Source organism: Inquilinus sp. CAU 1745, from assembly GCF_039839375.1.
Classification (GTDB): Bacteria; Pseudomonadota; Alphaproteobacteria; order DSM-16000; family Inquilinaceae; genus JBDOQU01.
Genome location: NZ_JBDOQU010000003.1, coordinates 322063 through 344288, shown reverse-complemented (window position 1 = coordinate 344288; position 22226 = coordinate 322063). Strand labels below are relative to the sequence as shown.

At 68.0% G+C, this 22226-nt stretch carries 23 protein-coding genes; 13 read left to right on the top strand and 10 right to left on the bottom strand.

Annotated features, from left to right (window positions below; all coding sequences use genetic code 11):
* The first annotated feature begins 255 nt into the window (after nucleotides 1-255).
* The 3 genes from AAFN89_RS06265 (at nucleotide 256) to folB (ending at nucleotide 2530) form a co-directional block, all read left to right on the top strand.
* The gene (locus AAFN89_RS06265) at nucleotides 256-879 is read left to right on the top strand and encodes a ribonuclease HII (protein WP_347537026.1); all 624 of its coding nucleotides are present in this window, start codon (nucleotides 256-258) and stop codon (nucleotides 877-879) included.
* A gap of 144 nt (nucleotides 880-1023) precedes the next feature.
* Nucleotides 1024-2064 carry a DNA methyltransferase gene (locus tag AAFN89_RS06260; protein WP_347537048.1) on the top strand — a complete coding sequence of 347 codons (1041 nt, stop codon included), beginning with the start codon at nucleotides 1024-1026 and terminating at the stop codon, nucleotides 2062-2064.
* Between the two features lie 55 nt (nucleotides 2065-2119).
* A complete protein-coding gene (folB, locus tag AAFN89_RS06255) occupies nucleotides 2120-2530 on the top strand; it encodes a dihydroneopterin aldolase (protein ID WP_347537024.1) in 411 nt (136 codons plus the stop codon).
* A 13-nt stretch (nucleotides 2531-2543) separates the two neighbouring features.
* Here folB and AAFN89_RS06250 read toward each other — a convergent pair whose 3' ends face one another.
* The 4 genes from AAFN89_RS06250 to mutY all read right to left on the bottom strand — a co-directional run bounded on the left by AAFN89_RS06250 (nucleotide 2544) and on the right by mutY (nucleotide 7561).
* Nucleotides 2544-4256, bottom strand: a complete 1713-nt coding sequence (locus AAFN89_RS06250; RefSeq protein ID WP_347537021.1) for a methyl-accepting chemotaxis protein — start codon at nucleotides 4254-4256, stop codon at nucleotides 2544-2546.
* 133 nt (nucleotides 4257-4389) lie between these two features.
* Complete coding sequence (locus tag AAFN89_RS06245) at nucleotides 4390-5646, bottom strand: MFS transporter (RefSeq protein WP_347537019.1); 1257 nt, start codon at nucleotides 5644-5646, stop codon at nucleotides 4390-4392.
* 90 nt (nucleotides 5647-5736) lie between these two features.
* A complete protein-coding gene (locus AAFN89_RS06240) occupies nucleotides 5737-6150 on the bottom strand; it encodes a hypothetical protein (protein ID WP_347537017.1) in 414 nt (137 codons plus the stop codon).
* 295 nt (nucleotides 6151-6445) lie between these two features.
* Nucleotides 6446-7561, bottom strand: a complete 1116-nt coding sequence (mutY, locus tag AAFN89_RS06235; RefSeq protein ID WP_347537015.1) for an A/G-specific adenine glycosylase — start codon at nucleotides 7559-7561, stop codon at nucleotides 6446-6448.
* 82 nt (nucleotides 7562-7643) lie between these two features.
* Between mutY and AAFN89_RS06230 the strand changes: the two genes are divergently transcribed.
* From AAFN89_RS06230 to smc, 3 genes are all read left to right on the top strand, one after another.
* A complete protein-coding gene (locus AAFN89_RS06230; protein WP_347537013.1) occupies nucleotides 7644-8102 on the top strand; it encodes a DciA family protein in 459 nt (152 codons plus the stop codon).
* A 78-nt stretch (nucleotides 8103-8180) separates the two neighbouring features.
* Nucleotides 8181-8891: a DsbA family protein gene (locus AAFN89_RS06225; RefSeq protein ID WP_347537011.1), complete on the top strand. Its 711-nt coding sequence runs from the start codon at nucleotides 8181-8183 to the stop codon at nucleotides 8889-8891.
* Nucleotides 8892-8937: 46 nt separating this feature from the next.
* Complete coding sequence (gene smc / locus AAFN89_RS06220) at nucleotides 8938-12411, top strand: chromosome segregation protein SMC (protein WP_347537009.1); 3474 nt, start codon at nucleotides 8938-8940, stop codon at nucleotides 12409-12411.
* A gap of 2 nt (nucleotides 12412-12413) precedes the next feature.
* Here the strand turns inward: smc and AAFN89_RS06215 are convergent, their stop codons facing one another.
* Together AAFN89_RS06215 and AAFN89_RS06210 are read right to left on the bottom strand one after the other, a co-directional pair.
* A complete protein-coding gene (locus tag AAFN89_RS06215; protein ID WP_347537007.1) occupies nucleotides 12414-12746 on the bottom strand; it encodes a type II toxin-antitoxin system PemK/MazF family toxin in 333 nt (110 codons plus the stop codon).
* Entirely contained in the window at nucleotides 12746-12982 is a 237-nt protein-coding gene (locus AAFN89_RS06210; RefSeq protein WP_347537004.1) for an AbrB/MazE/SpoVT family DNA-binding domain-containing protein, read from the bottom strand. Before AAFN89_RS06210 ends, AAFN89_RS06215 begins: the two co-directional genes overlap by 1 nt.
* Nucleotides 12983-13355: 373 nt before the next feature.
* Between AAFN89_RS06210 and AAFN89_RS06205 the strand changes: the two genes are divergently transcribed.
* From AAFN89_RS06205 to AAFN89_RS06180, 6 genes are all read left to right on the top strand, one after another.
* A complete protein-coding gene (locus tag AAFN89_RS06205) occupies nucleotides 13356-13709 on the top strand; it encodes an AtpZ/AtpI family protein (protein ID WP_347537002.1) in 354 nt (117 codons plus the stop codon).
* A 33-nt stretch (nucleotides 13710-13742) separates the two neighbouring features.
* Entirely contained in the window at nucleotides 13743-14465 is a 723-nt protein-coding gene (locus tag AAFN89_RS06200) for a F0F1 ATP synthase subunit A (protein ID WP_347536999.1), read from the top strand.
* 68 nt (nucleotides 14466-14533) lie between these two features.
* Nucleotides 14534-14758 (top strand): F0F1 ATP synthase subunit C, encoded by a 225-nt coding sequence (locus AAFN89_RS06195; protein ID WP_347536994.1) that lies wholly within the window; start codon nucleotides 14534-14536, stop codon nucleotides 14756-14758.
* A gap of 73 nt (nucleotides 14759-14831) precedes the next feature.
* Nucleotides 14832-15323, top strand: a complete 492-nt coding sequence (locus AAFN89_RS06190) for a F0F1 ATP synthase subunit B' (RefSeq protein ID WP_347536992.1) — start codon at nucleotides 14832-14834, stop codon at nucleotides 15321-15323.
* Nucleotides 15323-15955, top strand: coding sequence for a F0F1 ATP synthase subunit B (locus AAFN89_RS06185; protein WP_347536990.1), 633 nt, complete (start codon nucleotides 15323-15325; stop codon nucleotides 15953-15955). Before AAFN89_RS06190 ends, AAFN89_RS06185 begins: the two co-directional genes overlap by 1 nt.
* Before the next feature lie 125 nt (nucleotides 15956-16080).
* A complete protein-coding gene (locus AAFN89_RS06180) occupies nucleotides 16081-16989 on the top strand; it encodes an SMP-30/gluconolactonase/LRE family protein (protein WP_347536988.1) in 909 nt (302 codons plus the stop codon).
* A gap of 234 nt (nucleotides 16990-17223) precedes the next feature.
* On the opposite strand, the gene AAFN89_RS06175 is transcribed toward AAFN89_RS06180, so the two are convergent.
* The gene (locus AAFN89_RS06175; RefSeq protein ID WP_347536986.1) at nucleotides 17224-17397 is read right to left on the bottom strand and encodes a hypothetical protein; all 174 of its coding nucleotides are present in this window, start codon (nucleotides 17395-17397) and stop codon (nucleotides 17224-17226) included.
* A gap of 482 nt (nucleotides 17398-17879) precedes the next feature.
* On the opposite strand from AAFN89_RS06175, the gene dmeF reads away from it, so the two are divergent.
* A complete protein-coding gene (dmeF, locus tag AAFN89_RS06170; protein WP_347536983.1) occupies nucleotides 17880-18803 on the top strand; it encodes a CDF family Co(II)/Ni(II) efflux transporter DmeF in 924 nt (307 codons plus the stop codon).
* A 117-nt stretch (nucleotides 18804-18920) separates the two neighbouring features.
* On the opposite strand, the gene gcvPB is transcribed toward dmeF, so the two are convergent.
* The 3 genes from gcvPB to gcvH are packed head-to-tail and all read right to left on the bottom strand — an operon-like array spanning nucleotide 18921 to nucleotide 22209.
* A complete protein-coding gene (gene gcvPB / locus AAFN89_RS06165) occupies nucleotides 18921-20480 on the bottom strand; it encodes an aminomethyl-transferring glycine dehydrogenase subunit GcvPB (protein WP_347537045.1) in 1560 nt (519 codons plus the stop codon).
* A gap of 5 nt (nucleotides 20481-20485) precedes the next feature.
* The gene (gcvPA, locus tag AAFN89_RS06160) at nucleotides 20486-21832 is read right to left on the bottom strand and encodes an aminomethyl-transferring glycine dehydrogenase subunit GcvPA (RefSeq protein ID WP_347536980.1); all 1347 of its coding nucleotides are present in this window, start codon (nucleotides 21830-21832) and stop codon (nucleotides 20486-20488) included.
* On the bottom strand, nucleotides 21832-22209 hold the full coding sequence (gene gcvH / locus AAFN89_RS06155; RefSeq protein ID WP_347536978.1) for a glycine cleavage system protein GcvH: 378 nt from the start codon (nucleotides 22207-22209) through the stop codon (nucleotides 21832-21834). The genes gcvPA and gcvH overlap by 1 nt, the downstream gene beginning before the upstream one ends.
* Nucleotides 22210-22226 lie beyond the last annotated feature (17 nt).

The window sequence follows — 22226 nt, the reverse complement described above, 5'->3', positions numbered from 1 at the left end:
GGGAGGCAAGGATTCATGCGCTGGGGGTCTGGACGGCCGTCCAGACCCCATGCGCTACAGAACAAACCACAAAACCTGTAACCCATGTCTCCGGGCTAACTTGTCACCCCTCTTTCCGGTTGCTCATTGTTAGCCCTCTCCCCTCGTGGGAGAGGGTTGGGTGAGGGGGCGTTGGTTTTCCTCCTTCGGGCAGGTTGACTTCCCGCGCCGAAATCGGGTTATGGTCGGCCATCCTTCCGCAACCGATCCGCAACCATGCCCGACCTCTCCCTCGAACGCGCCGCCGGGGCGCCTGACCTGCTGGTCGCCGGGGTCGACGAGGTGGGGCGGGGGCCGTTGGCGGGGCCTGTCGTCGCCTGCGCGGTGGTGCTGCCGCTGGCCGGGCTGCCCGAGGCCATGGCCCTGCTGATCGACGACAGCAAGCGGGTCCGGCCGGAGGTGCGGGAAAGCCTGCTGCCCGTCCTCATGGACCTCTGCCATGTCGGGATCGGCCGGGCGAGCGTGGAGGAGATCGATACCCACAACATCCTCCAGGCCTCCCACCTGGCAATGTGCCGGGCGCTCTCGGCCCTGCCCCACGCGCCCGATTCGGCGCTGGTCGACGGCAACCGGCTGCCGCCGGATCTGCCCTGCCGGGGCCTGGCGGTGATCGGCGGCGACGGGCTCAGCCTCTCCATCGCGGCAGCCTCCATCGTCGCCAAGGTGACGCGGGACCGGGAGATGGCGCGCCTGTCGCTGGAGCATCCGGGATATGGCTGGGAACGGAACGCCGGCTACGCCACGCCGGAGCACCGTTCGGCGCTCCAGGCGCTGGGCTGTACGCCCCACCACCGGCGCAGTTTTGCGCCCGTGGCTGAACAATACGCCTTAACCCTCTGACTCGGCGCGATGAATCGCGAATAATGAGTTGACGTCGATTCGGGCTCGATTCATTTTGGGCCGGTGAACCGAATCGTCAGAATCCCCACCCCCGCAGCGGAGCTTCCGCTCGATCGCATCCTGATCGGCGATTGCGTGGAGAACATGCTCGCCCTGCCGGAGGGATCGGTGGATTGCGTCTTCGCCGATCCGCCCTACAACCTCCAGCTCGGCGGCGACCTGCACCGGCCGAACAACACCCGCGTCGACGGGGTGGACGAGGAGTGGGACCGGTTCGACGATCTGGGGACCTACGACGCCTTCACCCGCGCTTGGGCGGAGGCCGCGCGCCGCGCGCTGAAGCCGGACGGCGCGCTGTGGGTCATCGGCAGCTACCACAACATCTTCCGGGTCGGCGCGATCCTTCAGGATCTGGGGTTCTGGATCCTGAACGACGTCATCTGGCGCAAGACCAACCCGATGCCGAACTTCCGCGGCACCCGCTTCACCAACGCCCATGAGACGCTGATCTGGGCCGCCAAGTCGCCCAAGGCGCGCTACACCTTCAACTATGATTCCATGAAGGCGCTGAACGACGATCTCCAGATGCGCAGCGACTGGCTGCTGCCGCTCTGCGGCGGGCCGGAGCGGCTGAAGGATGGCGACGGGCGGAAGGCCCATCCGACCCAGAAGCCGGAATCGCTGCTCTACCGCGTGCTGATGGCTTCCACCCGGCCGGGGGAGGTCGTGCTGGACCCGTTCTTCGGCACCGGCACCACCGGGGCCGTCGCCCGCAAGCTGGGCCGCCATTTCATCGGGCTGGAGCGGGAGGAGAGCTACGCCAAGGTCGCCCGCGACCGCATCGCCGCGATCAAGGGGCCGGCCGATCTGTCGCTGGTCGCCACCACCGCGAAGCGGCAGGCTCCGCGCGTGCCCTTCGGGCTGGTGGTCGAGCGGGGGATGCTGAAGATCGGCCAGACCCTGTTCGACCAGCGCCGCCAGCACGCCGCCCACGTCCGCGCCGACGGCACGCTCATCTCCGTCACCGCCTATGGCGACCATCGCGGGTCCATCCATCAGGTCGGGGCCGCCGTCCAGGGCGCGCCCTCCTGCAACGGCTGGACCTTCTGGCATTTCGAGACGCCGCAGGGGCGCATGGCGCCGATCGACCTGCTGCGCGACCAGATCCGGGCGGAACGAGGCTGAGAGGCGTCGCAACCGCGCTTGTTTCGCCAGCCGGCCTCATGCTACCGCTGCCGCGATGAGCATCGTTCCCGCCACCCGCTCCTCCGCACCGCCCTCGGTCGCCCGCGCCGGCGTCCGCCACCTGTTCGTGCGTGACCTGGTGCTGGCCGCCTCCATCGGCGTCTATGAGCATGAGCACCGGCGTCCGCAGCGCATCCGCATCAACATGGATCTGGCGATCGAGGAGACCGGCCCGCTGTCGGAGGATTCGATCGAGGCCGTCGTCTCCTACGAACCTTTCGTCCTGGTCGCCCGCGACATCGTCGCCGCCGGACACATCCAGCTTGTCGAGACGCTGGCCGAAAGGCTGGCGGAGGAATGCCTTTCCGACCGCCGCGTGCTCAGCGTCCGCATCCGGGTGGAAAAGCTGGACGTCTTCCCCGACGCCGCCGCCGTCGGCGTGGAGATCGAGCGGATAAGGCGTTAGCCAGTCCGCCGGCTCAGGCCGCCCTGACCGACGCCAGGAATCGCTCGACCTCCAGCCGCAGCGTCTCGCTTTCCTCGCCCAGAGCGCCCGTCGCGTCCAAGACGCCGGCGGCGCGGCGGCCGGTATCCTCCGCGATGTCGGCGACCTCCGCGATAGTGCGGGATATCTCCTCCGTCCCCGACGCCGTGCGCTCGACGTTCCGGGCGATCGCTTCCGTCGCCGTTCCCTGCTCCCGGATCGCTCCGGCGACCGTCTCCGACATCGCGGAGATGTCGCGGACGGAGCCGGTGACGGCGGTGATCGCGGAAACCGCCTCCGCCATCTCCGTCTGGATGCCGGCGATATGGCCGGATATCTCCTCCGTCGCCCGCGCGGTCTGCCCGGCCAGCGACTTCACCTCGCCGGCGACCACTGCGAAACCGCGCCCGGCCTCCCCGGCGCGCGCCGCCTCGATCGTCGCGTTGAGCGCCAGCAGGTTGGTCTGGGCGGCGATGTCGCCGATGAGCTGGACGACCCGGCCGATCCGGTCGGCGGCGTCGGACAGCCGGACGATCCTCGCCTCCGCCGACCGCGCCTGATCGACCGCGACGCCGACCGCGCTTGCCGTCTCCGCCATTCGGCCGGTGATGTCCTTCACGGTGACGGCAAGCTGGGAGGCCGCGGCCGACACGCTCTGCACGCCGGCGGAGGCCTCGATGGCGGAGTGGGAGACGGCGGCGCTGCGGCCGCCGGTTTCCCGCGCGTTGGCGACCATCGCGTCGGAGGTCGCCTGCATCGTCCGGACGGCGGCGGCCAGCCTTTCGACCAGCACGCCGATCTTCTCGTTGAACGCGTCGGTCAGCCGGCCGCGCGCCTGCTGGCGGTCCGAGAGGTCGGCCTGGGATTGCGCCTCGCGCGCCGCCATCTCCGCATTCTCCGCCAGCCTGGCGCGGAAGATCAGCGCCGCCCGCTCGATCCGCCCGATCTCGTCGCGATGGTCGGCCTCGGCCAGCGGCGCGTCCATATCGCCCTCGCTCAGCCGCTGGATGCCCAGCGCCAGGGCGGTCACCCGCCGCGTCACCGTCCTGCCGGTCGCCCAGGCCAGCATCCCGCCCGCCGCGATGGCCAGCCCGGCCGTCAGCAGGAAGCGCAGGCGCGCGGCCTCGCCATCGGCGATACTCGCCGCCGAGGCGGCGTCGGCCTTCGCGGCGGCCGCCTGCTCCAGCGCGGCGAGGCGCGGCTGGATCGCGGTGAACAGTGCATCGGCCTCCAGCACCATCCGCAACGCCTGGGCTGAGCCGAGGGAGGCCATATCAGCGACCAGGGTCGCCTTCGATTCATATTCTTCCAGCCGGGCCGGCAAATCGGCGATGGCCGGGTCGGACGAAGCCGCCGGATTCTCCGCCAGCAACCGTTCCGCGCGGGACCGCAGATCGGCCAGCGCAGCCGCGATCTCCGCCAGCATGGCGTTCATGTCGAAGGCCGACCCGTCGATGACGTTGGTCGTGTTCGTGCCCTGCGCGGTCATGCGGTAGAGCATGGCGTGCGTCTTCGCCAGATCGGCGGACAGGGCGCTTGCCCGCAATCGCAGCCCGGCCGCCGCGCCGATCTCCCCGATCGCCTCCTGCTGACGGCCGATGCTGGATGTCGCGACGGCGGCGGTCAGCAGCAGCGCCGCCAGGATGACCGCCGGCGCCAGGGCGTATTTGACCGCGACCGGCCGGTCGTTGATCCATCTCGCGAACATCTGCCCTCTCTCTCCTGCCTGGAAAGCGGACGCCCCGGGGATTTGAGGGAGCGGCGCCGGACGGGCTTATCGGGAAAACCGGTGACTCGGCGCTGACTCTCCCATGAACCTTTTGTGAAGAGGGACGGGCGGCTCAACCCTCACCGGTCATCCCGTCCTCCGCGGAGGCGTCGGAGCCCAGGAGCGCCGCGCCCGGCGTCGCCTGATGGCTTATCGCGACGGCCGTCGCGGACGGTTCGGCCGGCGCCCTGCCGCGCCACAGGCGCAGCAGCGCCGACGCGGCGGTGAGGCCCTGGACGATCGCCAGCAGGTGGAAGAGGCCCGCCGGCCCGAACCGGCCGACCGCGAGGGAACCGAGGATCGGCCCGAAGACGATCCCCGCCCCCAGCACCAGGACCAGCGTGCCGCTGGCCGCCACGATCTGGCCGGGCTTCAGATGGTCGTTCATATGGGCGACGCAGATCGAATAGATCGGCAGGGTCAACCCGCCCAGCAGCGCCACGCCGGCATAGAGCGGGGTGAGGTTTCCCGCCGGCGCGCCCCAGACCGCCAGCGCGAGGCAGAGCGGAACGCCGAGCCCTGCCGCCACGGTGATGACCAGCCGCCGGTCGATACGGTCGGAAAGCCGCCCTAGGGGAAACTGGAACAGCATCCCGCCCAGCGTCGCGAAGCCGACCAGCGCGCCGACCGGCCCGGCCGCCAGGCCGATCGCCTGGCCGTAGAGGGCGAGCGCGATATAGAGCGCGCCCTGGGCGACGCCGTTGAGGAAAGCGCCCGACAGCGCCATGGGCGACAGGCGAAAGAGGCCGCCGATCGAGATCCATTCGGGCGCGGAGAAGGCAGGCGAGGCGTCGGCGGTGACCAGGATCGGCACCAGCGATATCGAGATCAGGACCGAGACCACGACGAACAGCACGATCCCTTCGGGGCTGGAGAATCTCAGCAGCGTCTGCCCCAGCGCCAGCCCGCCGGTCTGGATGACGAAATAGATCGACAGCAGGCTGGCCCGGCTGTCGTTGGTCGCCCGCCCGTTGAGCCAGCTTTCCGCGACCACATAGAGCCCGGCGAAGCAGAACCCCGCCAGCATCCGCATCGCCCCCCAGCTCCACGGATCGACGGTGACCATATGGATCAGCGCCGCGGTGCTGGCGGTGGAGGCGAGCGCCGCGAAGGTCCGGACATGGCCGACCCGCGCGACCAGTCGGGGCGCGACCAGGCATCCCAGCAGAGTCCCCACCGGATAGGCCGCCTGGACCAGCCCGATCACCGCCTCCCCGAACCCCAGCTCCGTCGCCCTGATGGTCAGCAGCGTCACTAGCAGCCCGTTGCCGACCATCAGCAGGGACATGCCGAAGAAGAGCGGCCATGAGGTTCTTATCGCGGCCCACATGCTTATGGCTCATTACAAGTTCTTGGCAATGAACCGAACGCCTTACGAGAGTGCTGAAAGGAAAAGCACCTCCATCCCACCACACTCCGCTCAGGTGATTGGAGTAGGCCCATTTACCGTCTCGGAATGATGATTATCACCTGTCAGCCTTACTATTTCAGAGAAAGTCCGTTTCTCCAGCATAGATACCAAAACAGATTCATCAACCGACAATCCAAAACGATCTAATATTTCTTGAGACAGATTATCTCCAAAGATTTTTTTAAAAATAAAGGCTATTTCGTCTTTCTCTATTTCTATTCTGACTCTGTAATCTCCATTTAATCTTATTTTGCGGCCATGAAATATTTCAAGTCTATCACTATTGATAAAAGCGGTGTTATTATCCCAACTGCTAGCGGCCGCGACCCAGGCATCATCACATATTACTAAATTTTCCAAATTTTTGTTAAAAATGGGATTGCTGCCCATGTGTCTAGACCAACCTGAAGCGGCGACTCTCATTGCCTCCTCCATATAATTTCACATTCATACATAAAATATAATTTAAATAGCTAATGAATGCAATATGCTTAGCTTAATCTGGAAACAAGGCTTTCCGAGAGTCAATCTCACCCCATTAACCGCCATTAAGCTAAGTTTAAACTGTCGGCACGCCGTTGCAGCCTACCTGCAGGCTTGGACGGGCAGCAACGCTCCTCCGAATCGTAGTTCCGCTGTCCCACAGGCCGATCGATATCGATCTGGAGTGAATGGCGAAAGCGACCCTGTCAGCGGGAAGGCCGGCCTTCACCTCTTCTCATGGTGACCCCGCCGGTCCACGCCCCGCCGCAGCCATCACATGGCGCGCCACCTTCGCCATCACGGTCGGCAGCGCCTCCTCGCCCAGCTGGTCGACCGGGACCCAGCGGCCGTTGAGCGGCGGTTCGTAGCCGACGCGGCCGACGGCGACCCGCATCTCCAGATGGAAATGCGTGAAGGTGTGGCGGACGATGCCGGGCAGCGCCTTCCAGGCCGTGCGCGCCGGGGCTGAGTCCAGCGCCGCCTCCACCTCCGGCAGGTCGGGGCGCGGTTCCCACGGGCCGGAGGGGAACTCCATCATTCCGCCCAGCAGCCCCTTCTCCGGCCGGCGGCGGATCAGCACCGCGCCCTTGCCGTTGACCAGCCAGAAGATCACCGCGCGACGGGTCGGCCGCTCCGGCTTCGGACGCTTCGCCGGCAGCCCCGCCTCGATCCCGGCGCGGCGGCCGGCGCAGCCGCCGCTCCATGGGCAGAGAATGCATTTCGGCTTCCTCGGCGTGCAGATGGTCGCTCCCAGATCCATCATCGCCTGGGCATGGTCGCCCGGCCTGTAGGCAGGCGTGAGCGCGCTTGTGAGGACTTTCAGCGCCGGTTTGGCGTCCGGCAGCGGCTGGGTGACGGCATGGAGGCGGGCGACCACCCGCTCCACATTGCCGTCCATCACCGCCGCCGGACGATCGAAGGCGATCGCCGCGACGGCGGCGGCGGTATAATCCCCGACGCCCGGAAGGCGCCTCAATTCCTCTTCATCTTCGGGAAACCTGCCGCCGCGATCATGAGCGACGACGCGGGCGCATTTGTGGAGGTTCCGCGCCCGGGCGTAGTAGCCGAGGCCGGCCCAGGCGCGCAGCACGTCGTCGAGATCGGCGTCGGCGAGGTCCTGGACGGTCGGCCAGCGGGCGACGAAGTCGCGGAAATAGGCGCCGACGGCCGCCACCGTCGTCTGTTGGAGCATGATCTCCGACAGCCAGACATGGTAGGGATCGGCCCGGCCGCCCGGCGGCGCGCGCCAGGGCAGCGTCCGCCGGTGGCGGTCGTACCAGTCGAGCAGACGGCGCTGAAGGTCGGCGGCGCCGGGGGAGGAATCTGGGGAGGAAGAGGATGAATCGGGCATGGCGCTCGAACCGGGATGACGGGGCGATGTCTACTACGCCCGGAGCCTCCGGTCGATTGGCAGAGCGATTTTGGAGGCGGCGATGAGCAGGCCGCGCACGCTGGCCGCGCTGATCCAGCCGATCGCCCGCCGCTCTCTCGGCAAGGCGAATGCCGGGCTTGGCGCGCTGCTGACCGATTGGGAGGCGATCGCCGGGGCCGATCTGGCCGGCCGCGCCGCGCCGGAGCGGCTGAGCTTTCCGCGCGGGCGGCGCGACGGCGGCACGCTGGTCCTGCGCACCGCCCCCGCCGACGCGCTGGAAATCCAGCATGACGAGCCGCGAATCCTGGAGCGGATCAACGGCCATTTCGGCTATCGCGCGATAGAGGCGCTGAAGCTGATCCAGGCCCCGCCCCCGGCGCGGAAGCGCAAAGCCGCGCCCCGGCCGCTGTCGCCGACCGACGAATCCTCCCTGGAAGCGGCGTTGAGTCGCGTGGACGACCCCGATCTTCGCGCCAGATTGGCTTCGCTGGGCCGTTCGATCTTCCAGAAGTCGCGGTAGGGATGAACGACATGGGGTCGCTTGCGGTTTCGAGGCCTCCGGGCATATAGTCAACATATTGTGGATAGGAGCGTTATAGTGGGTCGAAACACGCTACTTGTTGGTGTCGCGGTGATCATCGTGGTCGGCGCCGGCGCTTACTTTCTCACCGGCCGGAGCGAATCCGAGCCGACGCCGATCGCAACCGATGCGGCCGCCCAGCCGGCGGACGCCCCGTCGACCGACGAAAGTTCCGGCGGCGGCTCCGGCGAAAACTGGGACGCCGGCATCACCGATTTCGACGCCGTGCTGGGCGATCCCTCAGCACCGGTGACGATGATCGAGTACGCCTCCTTCACCTGCCCGCACTGCGCGGCCTTCCATACCGAGACGCTGCCGGAACTGAAGGAGCGGTTCGTCGACACCGGGCAGCTCAAGATCGTCTTCCGCGACTTCCCGCTGGACGGCGTGGCGCTGCAGGCCGGTCTGCTGGCCCGCTGCGTGCCGGACGACCAGTATTTCGACGTCGTCAACGTGCTGTTCGACACCCAGCGCCAATGGGCGACGGCCGAGGACCCGAGCGAGGCGCTGAGCCGGATCGGCCAGATGGCCGGGCTGGAGCAGTCCACGATCGATGCCTGCCTGGACGACCGGGAGATGGCCGACCGGCTGGTCGCGCTCCGGGAAGCCGGGGCCACGCAGTACGACATCAGCTCCACCCCCAGCTTCGTCATCGAGGGCGAGACCCATGCCGGCGCGTTGCCGCTGGAGGATTTCGTCGCCCTGATCGAGGAGGCGGCGGCGGACTGACCGTCCCAGTCCCGTCCCCCCGGCCAACCATGAGGGCCCGACGCGCTTGAAGTTCTCAAAGCTCCGTCTCACCGGCTTCAAATCCTTCGTCGATCCGACGGAACTGGTGATCGAGCAGGGAATCACGGGCATCGTCGGCCCCAATGGCTGCGGCAAGTCGAACCTCGTCGAGGCGCTGCGCTGGGTGATGGGGGAGACCTCCGCCAAGCGCATGCGCGGGTCGGAGATGGACGACGTCATCTTCGGCGGCACCACCGCCCGCCCGGCCCGCAACCTGGCGGAGGTGGTGCTGGAGGTCGACAACAGCCGCCGCACCGCACCCGCGATCTTCAACCATTTCGATTCGCTGGAGATCAGGCGGAAGATCGAACGCGGCGCGGGATCCGACTACCGGGTCAACGGCAAGTCGGTGCGCGCCCGCGACGTCCAGATCCTGTTCCAGGACAATGGCTCCGGCGCCGGATCGGCAGCCCTGGTCAGCCAGGGCCGCGTCGGCGCGCTGATCGCCGCCAAGCCGACCGAGCGCCGCCTGCTGCTGGAGGAGGCCGCCGGCATCACCGGCCTGCACAGCCGCCGGCATGAGGCCGAGTTGCGGCTGAAGGCGGCCGAAGCCAATCTCGTCCGGCTGGAGGACGTGATCGGCGCGATGGAGACGCAGCTTGCGGGCCTGCGCAAGCAGGCGCGACAGGCCGCCCGCTACCGCAACCTGTCCGAACGCATCCGCGCGACCGAGGCCATCGTCCTCCACCTCCGCTGGCGCGCTGCCCAGGCCGCGCTGGACGAAGCCCGCCGCGCCTATGAGGAGAACGAGGCGGCGGTCCGCGACCGGATGCTCGGCGTCAGCGGCTCCACGACGGAGGAGGCGGAGGCCGCCGCCGCCGTCCCGCCGCTGCGCGAGAAGGAAGCCGCCGCCGGGGCCGCGCTCCAGCGGCTGGCGGTGGCCCGGGAAGGACTGGAGGCGGAGGAACGCCGCATCCGCGATGCCCAGGCGGAGACGTCCCGGCGGCTGGAGCAGATCGAGGGCGACCTGAAGCGCGAACGCGGCCTGTCCGCCGACGCGGCCGAGGCGCTGGACCGGCTGGCCCGCGAACGCGACCGCATCGGCCAGGCCCAGGCCGGCGAGGAGGAGCGGGAGGCCAAGGCCGAATCCGCGCTGGCCGGCGCGACGGCGGAGATCGAATCGCTGGACTCCGAGCTGACCGCCCTGACGGAGAAGGTCGCCGCCGACGAGGCGGAGCGCCAGTCCCGCCAGCGCGAGACGACGGACCTTCAATCACGGGTCCAGGCCCTCCTCCGCCGGCAGGAGGATATCGACCGCCAGCGCGCCGCGCTGGAGAAGGAGATAGCCGAAAGCGCCGATGTCGCGGCGGCAGAGGCCGAGGCGATTGCGGCCGAAGGGGCGGTGGAAACGGCCCGGACCGCCGCCGAGGCCGCCGAGACCGCGCGGCAGGCGGCCGAGGCGGAGCGCACTGAGGCCGAGGAAGGTTTCCGCGCCCTCGACAGCGCCCTCGCCCGGCTGACGGCGGAGGCTGAAGCGCTGGCCGGCATCCTGGCCGGCGGCAACCGGGGCGACCATCCCCCGCTGATCGATTCGGTGACGGTGGAGCCGGGCTACGAGGCAGCGTTCGGCGCGGCGCTGGGCGATGATTCCGAACTTCCGGCCGACCCGGCGGCGCAGATCCACTGGTCCTCCCCGCCGGCCTACGAGAATGTGGCCGCCTTGCCGGACGGAACCGAGCCGCTGGCCGGCCGCGTGAAGGCCCCGGCCGCGCTTGCCCGTAGGCTCGCCCATATCGGCGTCGCCACCGATTCCACGACAGCGGAAGGGCTGGCGGAGTCGCTTCTGCCCGGCCAGCAGATCGTCTCCCGCGACGGCGGCCATTGGCGCTGGGACGGGCTGCGCGCCGCCCCCGGCAGCCCCAGCGCCGCGGCCGCAAGGCTGGAGCAGCGCAACCGGCTGGCGGGGCTGCGCCGGGAGAAGGACCGCATGGCGGCGGAAACCGAAGCCGCCCGCGCCCGCCGCGACGGCGCGAAGGCGCGCGCGACGGAAGCCAGGGAGGCCGAGCAGGCGACCCGCAGGGCGATGCAGGACGCCTTCTCCCGCCTCAACGCCGCCCGCGACCGGCACGCGAAGCTGACCCAGGCCGATTCCGGCCGCCGCTCCCGCCTTTCGGCCCTCATCGAATCGCTGGACGGGATCGCCGCCGACCGCAAGGCGGCCGAAGCCGATCTCGGAAAGGCGACCGACGCGCTCGCCGCCCTCCCCGACACGGCCGCCCAGCGCACCGCCATCGCCGACCGCCGCGCCGCGCTGGCCGACCGGCGGGCCGTCCAAGCCGAGAAGCGGAACGCGCTGGAGACCCTGCGGCGGGAGGCCGGCGGCCGGCGCAACCGGCTGCGGGGGATCGAGACGGACGAGAAAAGCTGGCGCGACCGCGCGGCCGGCACCTCCGACCGCCTCGGCGAACTCCAGTCCCGCGCCGACGAGGCCCGCCGCACGCTGTCTGGGCTCGAGAGTCGTCCGGCCGAACTGGCGGCGCAACGTGAAGGGCTGATCGAGGAGATCGAGGCGGCGGAGAAGAACTGCTCCGTCGCGGCCGATGCGCTTGCCGCCGCCGAAACACGGCTCTCCGAAGCCGGTCGCGCGCTGAAATCGGCCGAGGCCGCTTTGGCCGAGGCGCGGGAGGCGAGGGTGCGCGGCGAGGCGGAGGTGCGTGCGGCGATGACCGCGCTCGACGCCGTGCGCGACCGGATCGCCGAGCGTCTGGACTGCCCGCCGGAACGGACGGCCGCCATCGCCGGCATCGACCCGACAGCGCCCCTCCCCGACGAGAAGGAGCATACCGACCGTCTGGAGCGACTGATCCGGGAACGGGAGGGGATGGGGCCGGTCAACCTCCGCGCCGAGGTCGAGGCGACGGAGCTTGAGACGCAGATCGCCGCCATGATCCAGGAGCGCGACGACCTCGTCGCCGCCATCGCCCGGCTGCGCCAGGGCATCGCCAGCCTGAACAAGGAAGCGCGGGAAAGGCTCCTGGCCGCCTTCGACGTGGTCGACGGTCATTTCCGGGAGCTGTTCGTGAAGCTGTTCGGCGGCGGGCAGGCGGAGTTGAAGCTGACCGATGCGGAAGACCCGCTGAACGCCGGGCTGGAGATCTTCGCCAGCCCGCCGGGCAAGAAGCTCCAGCACCTTTCCCTGCTGTCGGGCGGGGAGCAGGCGCTGACCGCGCTTTCCCTCCTGTTCGGCGTCTTCCTCACCAACCCGTCGCCGATCTGCGTGCTGGACGAGGTCGACGCGCCGCTGGACGACGCCAATGTCGACCGTTTCTGCTCCATGCTGGAACAGCTCGTCCGCGACGAGGTCACCCGCTTCCTGGTCATCACCCACCATCGCATGACGATGGCGAGGGTCGACCGGCTCTACGGCGTCACCATGCGCGAACGCGGGGTCAGCCAGCTCGTCTCCGTCGACCTCCAGCGCGCCGAAACCATGCGCCAGACCTCCCTGGCGCTGGCTTGATCTTATAAGGGAAGCAGCGCCGCCAGCTTCGCCGCCACATCCTCCATGATGGCGGCAGGCGCCTTGCCCGCGAACTCGATCCGGCGCGCATGGCGGTCGATGCTCTTCACCTGGTCGGCCAGCACCGCGCCGGCGACCGGCAGCCCTTCCGGCAGCGCAACCTCGAACGGGTAGCCCCTGATCCGCGAGGTAATCGGGCAGACGATGCAGTAGGGCGTCTTCCGGTGATAGGCCCTGGGCGACAGGACCAGCGCGGGACGGCGGCCGGCCTGCTCATGGCCGGCCTGCGGGGAGAAGGATATCCAAACAAGGTCGCCCCGGTCGGGCGCGGCCATCAGAGCCGCTCCTCCCCGACCGGACCGTCATCGAAGCTCTCCGGCAGATTGTCCGGCCCGATCCCGGCCAGAAGGTCCTCCAGCCGGTAGCGCGGCCTGGCAGGCGTCACCTTCAGCGCGCCCTCCGCCACCTCGATCTCCACCGCTGAGCCCTCGGTCAGCGCCATGGCGTCCGCCAGCGGTTTTGGCACCCGCACGGCGAGGCTGTTTCCCCATCGGCTGATCTGTGCACGCATCACTCGTATATCCAAAGTTTCTACGTCGGCACTATACTGCGACGCTCAGGCATCGGTCAATCTTGGGAAGGACGGGCAAGGAAAGTCGTCATGCTGGACTTGATCCAGCATCCATACGGTGTCTATGGACATCCGGATTGCGCCTGTTCCTTCGCCGTTGGTGAAGCGGCGAGGGCCCATGGATTCCGGATCAAGTCCGGAATGACCCAACAACGAAACCTTCACGGCAGGCCTTCACGTCACTCAATATATTGAAAAACAACACAAAAAACCTTCTCCACCCCAAGCCTTGACAGGGTATGGGGCGCCTAACTAAGTTGCGGCGCGCCAAAGGTGCGGGCGCGGCAAGAATGCTGAGGTTTTTCCAGCCACCGTGGGTTCCGACGATCGCGACGATCCGGCATTGCCGGATGATTTCGACTCCCGATTGCGCGCTGCGAAGGCGCGGCGGCGGGAGAAGCAGTTCGGCGGAAGCTCCAGGGGCGGGATCAGATCGGAAGGCATGGCGGCCGGGCTGCGCATCGCGGTCGAATTGGCAGCGGCGGTGGTCGTCGGCACCGGTATCGGCATCGTGCTGGACCGGTGGCTCGGCACGGCTCCGTGGCTGCTGATCGTGTTTTTCCTGATCGGCTCGGCGGCGGGCTTCCTGAACGTCTACCGCGCCGCGCAGGATATCGACCGCAGGGCGAAGGAACGTAGGGCAGCCGAACGGGCCGCCGACCAGTAGGCCGGATTAAGGCGTCAGACCGGGAGAGACCGCGTGGCGGGTCCGCTAGAGCAGTTCGAGATCAAGCCGATCGTTCCCATCCAGGTGGGCGATCTGGATCTGTCCTTCACCAATTCGTCGCTGTTCATGGTGATCGCGGCGGTGCTGATCACCGCTTTTTTGACGACCTCCATGCGCGGCCGCGCGCTGGTGCCGACAAGGCTGCAGTCGCTGGCGGAGCTATCCTACGAAGTGATAGCCAACATGATACGCGACAATGTCGGCTCCGACGGGCGGAAATATTTCCCGTTCGTCTTCTCGCTGTTCATGTTCGTGCTGTTCGGCAACCTGCTGGGCCTCATCCCCGGCGCCTTCACCTTCACCAGCCACATCATCGTGACCTTCGCGCTGGCGGCGCTGATCTTCATCGGCACCACGATCATCGGCATCGCGCGCCACGGCACGAATTTCCTCCAGCTCTTCTTCCCGCCGGGCGCGCCCCTGTGGACCGCTGTCATCCTGGTGCCGGTGGAGCTGGTTTCCTACCTCTCCCGGCCGATCAGCCTGTCGGTTCGTCTTTTCGCCAACATGACCGTCGGCCACGTCATGCTGAAGGTCATCGGCGGCTTCGTCGTGGTGCTGGGCGTGTTCGGCGTGCTGCCGATCCTGGCGCTGGTGGCGATCACCGGGCTTGAGGTCCTGATCGCGGTCATCCAGGCCTATGTCTTCGCGATCCTGACCTGCGTCTATCTTCACGACGCGCTGCATCTGCACTGATCGCGGCGCCCGTCCCCGTTTCACCCTTTTCCCAAACCTTCAAAGCATATCTCAAGGAAGGAAGTACCATGGAACTCGAAGCTGCTAAGTTCGTGGGCGCCGGCCTCGCCGCCATCGGCATGATCGGCGCCGGCATCGGCGTCGGCAATGTGTGGTCCAGCTACATCACGGCGCTGGCCCGGAACCCGGCCGCGAAGGACGATATCGGCGCCAACATCTGGATCGGCTTCGCCGTCACCGAGGCCATCGCGCTGTTCGCCCTGATCGTCGCGCTGATCTCGCTGTTCGGCTAAGGCGTCCTGACGGAACCGGAATGCGCCGGCCGGCCCCTCGCGGCCGTCCGGCCGATCCCGTGAGGAGAGCCCGATGCCGCAGTTCGATCCCTCGACCTTCGCAAGCCAGGTCTTCTGGCTGGCTATCATCTTCGCCGCCCTCTACGTGCTGATGGCGCGCGTGGCCCTGCCGCGCATCGCCGAGGTGCTGGAGGAACGGTCCGAACGGATCGCCGACGATCTGGAACGCGCCGAAAGCCTCAAGAAGGAGGCCGACGCCGTGATCGAGCAGTATGAGGCCGCCCTGGCCAAGGCCAGGGGCGAGGCGTCCTCAGTGCTCGCCCAGGCGGCGCAGGAGATCGCCGAAATCTCGGCCAAGCGCCAGGCGGAATTCTCCGCCGAGCTGGGCCGCAAGACCGACGAGGCCGAAGCCCGCATCGCCGAGGCGAAGGACGAGGCCAAGGCCCATGTCCGCGAGATCGCGGTCGGCGTCACGAGCGAGATCACGTCCAAGCTGATCGGCGTCGAGCCGGCCAGGGACGAGGTCGCCAAATCCGTCGATGCCCAGTTGAAGGGAGCCGCCTGATGAGGGGCGTCGAACCCATCCTCCTGACCCAGGCCCCCGACGGCGCGCCCAATGGCGGGATTATCCTCGCCCAGGCCGGCGAGCCGGCGGTCGAGGATATCGAGACGCATGAGGTCGGCGGCGACGAGGCCCATGCGGAGGCCGAGCATCACGGCCCGCCGACGGAGCTGTTCCTCCTCGCCGCTTTGATCATCCTGATCGCCATCGCGTTCAAGCCGGCGAAGCGGGCGATCCTCGCCAGCCTCGACGGCCGCGCGGAGCGGATCAAGAACGAGCTGGAAGAGGCCCAGCGCCTCCGCGAGGAGGCCCAGGCTTCCCTCGCCTCCTTCCAGCGCCGCCAGCGCGACGCCATGGGCGAGGCGGAGGAGATCATCTCCCACGCCCGACAGGAAGCCGAACGGCTCCGCGCCCAGGCGGCGAAGGATCTGGAGGAGGTGCTGAAGCGGCGCGAATCCCAGGCAATGGACCGCATCGCCCAGGCCGAGGCCGCCGCGCTGACCGAAGTCCGCACCATCGCCGTCGACGTCGCCATCGCCGCCGCCCGGCAGGTGATCGGCGGCAAGCTGGACAAGGAAAAGGAAGCGGCCCTGATCGACCACTCGATCGCCGAACTCCCCTCCAAGCTCCACTGACCTCCCCCTATAGCCCTCTCCCCGCCGGGGAGAGGGTTGGGTGAGGGGTGTTAGTTAGCACCCTTGCCCCCGCCCCCTTCCCGGCCGATCCTGTCGCCCGTTCACGCAACCGCGCATGAAGGACGATGATGGCCGCTTCGGATTTCGAGATACTGGACGAGCGTTTCCGGCTCTGCGTGAAGCAGAGCGCCCGGCTGGAACGACTCTATGAAGGCTGCCGCTGGGCGGAAGGCCCCGCCTATTTTCCCGCCCACCGGTCGCTGGTGTGGAGCGACATCCCCAACGACCGGATGCTGCGGTTCGACGAGACGACAGGCCGGACGGGTATTTTCCGTCAGCCCGCCGGCTACTCCAACGGCAACAGCGTCGACCGCGAAGGCCGCCTGGTCACCTGCGAGCATGGCGGTCGCCGGGTCAGCCGGACCGAGCATGACGGGACGGTCACCCTCATCGCCGACCGCTTCCAGGGCAAGCGTTTCAACAGCCCGAACGATGTGGTGGTGAAGTCCGACGGCTCGATCTGGTTCACCGATCCGGCCTATGGCATCGATTCCGACTATGAGGGGCGGAAGGCCGAAAGCGAGATCGGCGCCTGCAACGTCTATCGCGTCGAGCCGGATTCGGACCAGGTGATCCTGGTCGCGGACGATTTCGTGCGCCCCAACGGCCTCGCCTTCTCGCTGGACGAGACGCTGCTCTACGTCACCGACACCGGCGCCAGCCATGTCGAGAACGGCCCGCGCCACATGCGGGTGCTGAACGTGTCTGACGACGGCAGGCTGTCCGGCGGCAAGATCTTCGCCACCGGCTCGTTCGACGGGTTCCGCCTGGATGACGAAGGCCGGATCTGGACCAGCGAGGCCGACGGCGTCCATTGCTACCACCCCGACGGCACGCTGATCGGCAAGGTGCTGGTTCCGGAGACGGTGGCGAACGTCGTCTTCGGCGGCCCGAAAGGCAACCGCCTCTACATCTGCGCCACCACCTCCCTCTACGCCGTCCTCCTGCCGGTCAACGGCGCAAGGACGTTCTGAGGGACACCGCCGGTCGTCATTCCAGCGAAATCGGGATCCGACACGACATTGTTTTTATTGGTCATTCCGGACTTGATCCGGAATCCATGGGCCGGAGACGCCGCGCCGGCGATGCAGGACCGGACGCGGCCCCGCCCGCCCTCGACGCCGCATGGATGCCGGATCAAGTCCGGCATGACCACAAATAATTGGGAGAAGCGGGAGGACGCAGGTATTTCGCGCCCTCCCGCCCCCTTACGGGCTGAGCCCTATGTCCCGCCGTAAATGCTCGCTCAGATGGTTGAGCGTGCGGGGCTTGCTGCCGCGCCGGGGGGACTGCCGGACGACCAGGCTCCGCAGGATGCGGAGGGTGCGGCGGATCGCCGAAGACGAACCGCCGGCGGACTGACGATAGCGAACGTCGTACATTTTATGCTCCCATAGGTTGCATGTTGATGGCCGGGAATGGCCGGGGCAGCCGGCATGCGGAAAAATTCCGCGAGGCCGGTGTTCGGGTGGACGGGGAAAGGGCGACGATCGATGGGAAGGACGGACCCGCGCCGATGCGACCGGAGTCGCGGCGTTCAGGTCGTCGATCGACCGGCTAGGATAGTTCTGGGTCTACGAGAAAAGGATCGCGAGAACCGGGAAGCGGCCTTAGCCGGCGAAGTCGCCCGTGCTGGAAAGTCGATAAACCATGCGTTCCCTCCGCGATCTGGAGTGCATCAAGGCGTCCAATATGCAGGTCCTATTGTCGCAGGCAAGGGGCATTTGTCGGCCATTCATCCGCACCTGCACTTTTCCCTGACCCTGTGGCATGGATGCCACGAGCCGTCGGGAACGGGCTTCCATTCCGCGCCGCCCGCGTCCATGTGTGACCGGAAGCTTCCATGTCGAGGATGATTCGCCCCATGCACCGACACACGCTGGATCGCTGGCAGACCGACCATGTCTTCGGCCAGGACCGGCCGCGCGCGGGGGAGCGACGGACGCTGATCGTCGTCGCCGTCACCGCTGCGATGATGGCGGTGGAGATCGCCGCCGGCCTCGCCTTCGGCTCCATGGCCCTGCTGGCCGACGGGCTGCATATGGGCTCCCATGCGGTCGCGCTGGGCATCGCGGCCATGGCCTATGTCTATGCCCGCCGCCATGCCGGCAACCGGCGATTCGCCTTCGGCACCGGGAAGGTGAACGCGCTGGCAGGCTTCACCGGCGCGCTGCTGCTGATCGGCTTCACGGTTCTGATGGCGGTCGAGAGCGTCGCCCGGTTCCTGGACCCCGTCCCCATCGCCTTCGACCAAGCGATCTTGGTCGCCCTCCTTGGGCTTGTCGTCAACGGCGTCTGCGCGGTGATCCTGGGCGGCCACGGCCACACACATGAACATGGGCACGGGCATGACCACGAGCACGACCACAACCTGCGCTCGGCCTATCTGCATGTGCTGACCGACGCCCTGACCTCGATCCTGGCGATCGCCGGGCTGCTGGCCGCGAAATATGCCGGCGCCGGCTGGGCCGATCCGGCGATCGGCGTGCTGGGCGCGCTGCTGGTCGCCCGCTGGTCCTGGGGACTGCTGAAGGACACTGCCGGCGTGCTGCTGGACCGGGAGGCGCCGGCGGAGATCCGCGACGCCCTCCGCCGCGCGATCGAGGATACCGGCGACGCCAGGGTCGCCGACCTCCATGTCTGGTCGATCGGCCCGGCGATCCACGCCGCTGAGGTGACGCTGGTCGCCCGCAAGCCGCTGTCGCCCGACGGCTACAAGGCCCTCATCCCCCGCCATCTGGGAATCGTCCACCTGACGGTGGAAACAAACCGCTGCCCGGATTGCTGAGGAACCAACCGCCCCTCACCCAACCCTCTCCCCGGCGGGGAGAGGGCTTTTCTTACCCTCTCCCGCCTGCGGGAGAGGGAGGGACCCGCGAAGCGGGAGGGTGAGGGCGGTTGGTTCCTATTCCGCCGCCTCCTGCATGCCCGTTTCCGGCCGCCAGCGCAGGATCGGCTTCCTCGCGGCGGCGGTTTCGTCCAGCCGGCGGCGGGGCGTGTGGTAGGGCGCGCCCCGGAAATAGTCGGCATCGCCCGCCTTCGCCCGGTCGGCCAGCGCGCGGAGCGTTTTCACGAACTCGTCCAGCGTCGCCTTCGATTCGCTCTCCGTCGGCTCGATCAGCATCGCGCCATGGACGACCAGCGGGAAGTACATGGTCATAGGGTGGTAGCCCTCGTCGATCATCGCCTTGGCGAAATCGAGCGTTGAGACATCCGTGCCCTTGAGGAACCCGTCGTCGAACAGCGCCTCATGCATGCACGGCCCCTCGAAGGAGGGCGTCATCGCGCCGCTGAGTCCGGCCATCACATAGTTGGCGTTCAGCACCGCATCCTCCGACGCCTGCTTCAGCCCGTCCGCCCCGTGGCTCAGCATGTAGGCCAGCGCGCGGACGAACATGCCCATCTGGCCGTGGAAGCCTTTCATCCGGCCGAAGCTTCGGGCCTGACCGCCCTCAATATGCTCCACCAGATGCAGCGCGCCGTCGGGCCTGCGGACCACCGTCGGCACCGGCGCGAACGGCGCCAGCGCCTCGGACAGCACCACCGGCCCCGCCCCCGGCCCGCCGCCGCCATGGGGGGTGGAGAAGGTCTTGTGCAGGTTGATGTGCATGGCGTCGACGCCCAGATCGCCCGGCCGCACCCGGCCGACGATGGCGTTGAAGTTGGCGCCGTCGCAATAGAAGAAGGCCCCGGCCGCGTGGACGGCCTCGGCGATCTCCACGATCTCGTCCTCGAACAGGCCGCAGGTGTTCGGGTTGGTCAGCATGACCGCCGCCACGTCCGGCCCCAGCTTCTCCTTCAGGGCCGCCAGATCGACCCGCCCACGATCGTTCGCCGGGATCGAATCGACGGTGTAGCCCAGCGCCGCCGCCGTCGCCGGGTTGGTCCCGTGGGCCGATTCGGGCACCAGCACGCGGCTGCGCGGGTCGCCCTTCGCCTCCAGGGCGGAGCGGATCGCCATCATGCCGCACATCTCGCCATGGGCGCCCGCCCCAGGCGTCATGGCGACGGCCGGCATGCCGGTCAGCAGCTTCAGCCAGCGCGCCAGCTCGTCAATCAGTTCCAGCGCCCCCTGGACCGTGCTTTCGGGCTGCATCGGATGCAGATCGGCGAAACCGGGCAGGCGCGCCATCTTCTCGTTCAGCCGGGGATTGTGCTTCATCGTGCACGACCCCAGCGGGTAGAGCGCGCTGTCGATGCCCATATTCTTCTGCGACAGGCGGGTGTAGTGGCGCACCACTTGCGGTTCGGAAAGCTGCGGCAATCCGATCGCGCCGCGCGGCTTCACCGGCCCCAGCCGGCGCTTCGCCGTTGCCGGCGGGGCCAGATCGACTCCGGTCGCGCCCGGATTGTCCTGCTCAAAGATCAGCGCTTCCTCGATCATCAGCGCCCGGTTGCCGGTGAAGGTCTCCGCCCCGCCTGCTCCGGCGCCGGACGGCCGCGTCGGGCGGCCCTGCCTGTTCATGCCGGTCATGCCAGCGCCTCCTTGAGACCATCCGCCAGAGCGTCCATGTCTTCCTCCGTCGTCGTCTCCGTCGCCGCGACCAGCATCAGGTCGGCCAGCGCCGGCCGGTTCTTGTAGAGCCGGGAGACCGGGACTCCCGCCAGCACCTTCGGGGCCAGCTTGTCGACGACCGCCGCCGCCGGCTTCGCCAGCCGCACGGTGAATTCATTGAAGAAGCTGTCGTTCAGCACCGTCACGCCCTCGACCCAGGACAGCCTGTCGGCCAGCAGCGAGGCGTTGGCGTGGTTGATTTCGGCCAGCCGGCGGAAGCCCTGCTCGCCCAGCAGGCTCATATGGATGGTGAAGGCCAGCGCGCAGAGGCCGCTGTTGGTGCAGATGTTGGAGGTCGCCTTCTCCCGCCTTATATGCTGCTCCCGCGTCGACAGGGTCAGCACGAAGCCGCGCTTGCCGTCGGCATCTACCGTCTGGCCGCACAGCCGCCCGGGCATCTGGCGCAGGAACTTCTCCCGCGTGGCAAACAGGCCGACATGCGGCCCGCCGAAATTGAGCGGATTGCCGATCGACTGGCCTTCCGCCACCACGATGTCCGCGCCCATTTCGCCGGGCGACGTCATCAATCCCAGCGACACCGCCTCCGTCACCACGACGACCAGCAGCGCGCCTTTGGCGTGGCAGGCCTCGGCCAGCGGCGACAGGTCGCGCACCTGGCCGAACAGCGTCGGGTTCTGCACCACCACGCAGGAGGTGTCGTCATCGATCAGGGAGGCCAGATCCTCCTCCCCCTCCGGGTCCGGGTCCGGCCGGACCAGGTCGAAGCCGACGAACCGGCCCTGGACCGCCGTCGTGTCGCGATAGTGCGGGTGCAGCCCGCCGGACAGCACCGCCTTCTTCCGCCGCGTGATGCGGTTGGCCATCAGCACGGCCTCCGCGCAGCCGGTCGCGCCGTCATACATCGACGCGTTGGCGACCTCCATGCCGGCGATCAGCGCCACCTGGGTCTGGAACTCGAACAGATATTGCAACGTCCCCTGGCTGACCTCCGGCTGGTAGGGCGTGTAGGAGGTCAGGAACTCGCCGCGCTGGATCAGATGGTCGACCGACGCCGGCACATGGTGCCTGTAGGCCCCGGCGCCCAGGAAGCTGGGAACCGATCCGGCCGGCACGTTCCGCGCCGCCATGACGCCGACCAGCCGCTCGACCTCCATCTCGCCCCGCCCCATGGGCAGGTCGGCGATGGGGCCGGAGAGGCGGGCCGATTTCGGCACGTCGCGGAACAGATCATCGATCGATCCCGCGCCGATCGCCGCCAGCATGGCCGACCGGTCGTCGAGGGTCAGCGGATGATAGCGCATCAGGAAAGCCCCTCGACGAACTCCTTGTAGCCGTCCTCGTCCATCAGCGCGTCGAGCTGCGACGGGTCGGAGAGCTTCAGCTTCAGGAACCAGCCCTTGCCGGCGGGATCGCTGTTGACCAGCCCCGGCTCGCCTACCAGCGCCTCGTTCGTCTCCACCACCTCGCCATCGGCGGGGGCGTAGATTTCGCTGGCCGCCTTCACGCTCTCGACGACCGCGGCGTCGCCGCCCTTGGTGATCGTCTTGCCGACGTCCGGCAGATCGACGAACACCACGTCGCCGAGCTGTTCCTGCGCGTAGTCGGTGATGCCGACGGTGCCGACATCCCCGTCGACGCGGATCCATTCATGGTCCTTGGTGTATTTGATCGTGCTCATGCTTGTCCGTCTCCCCA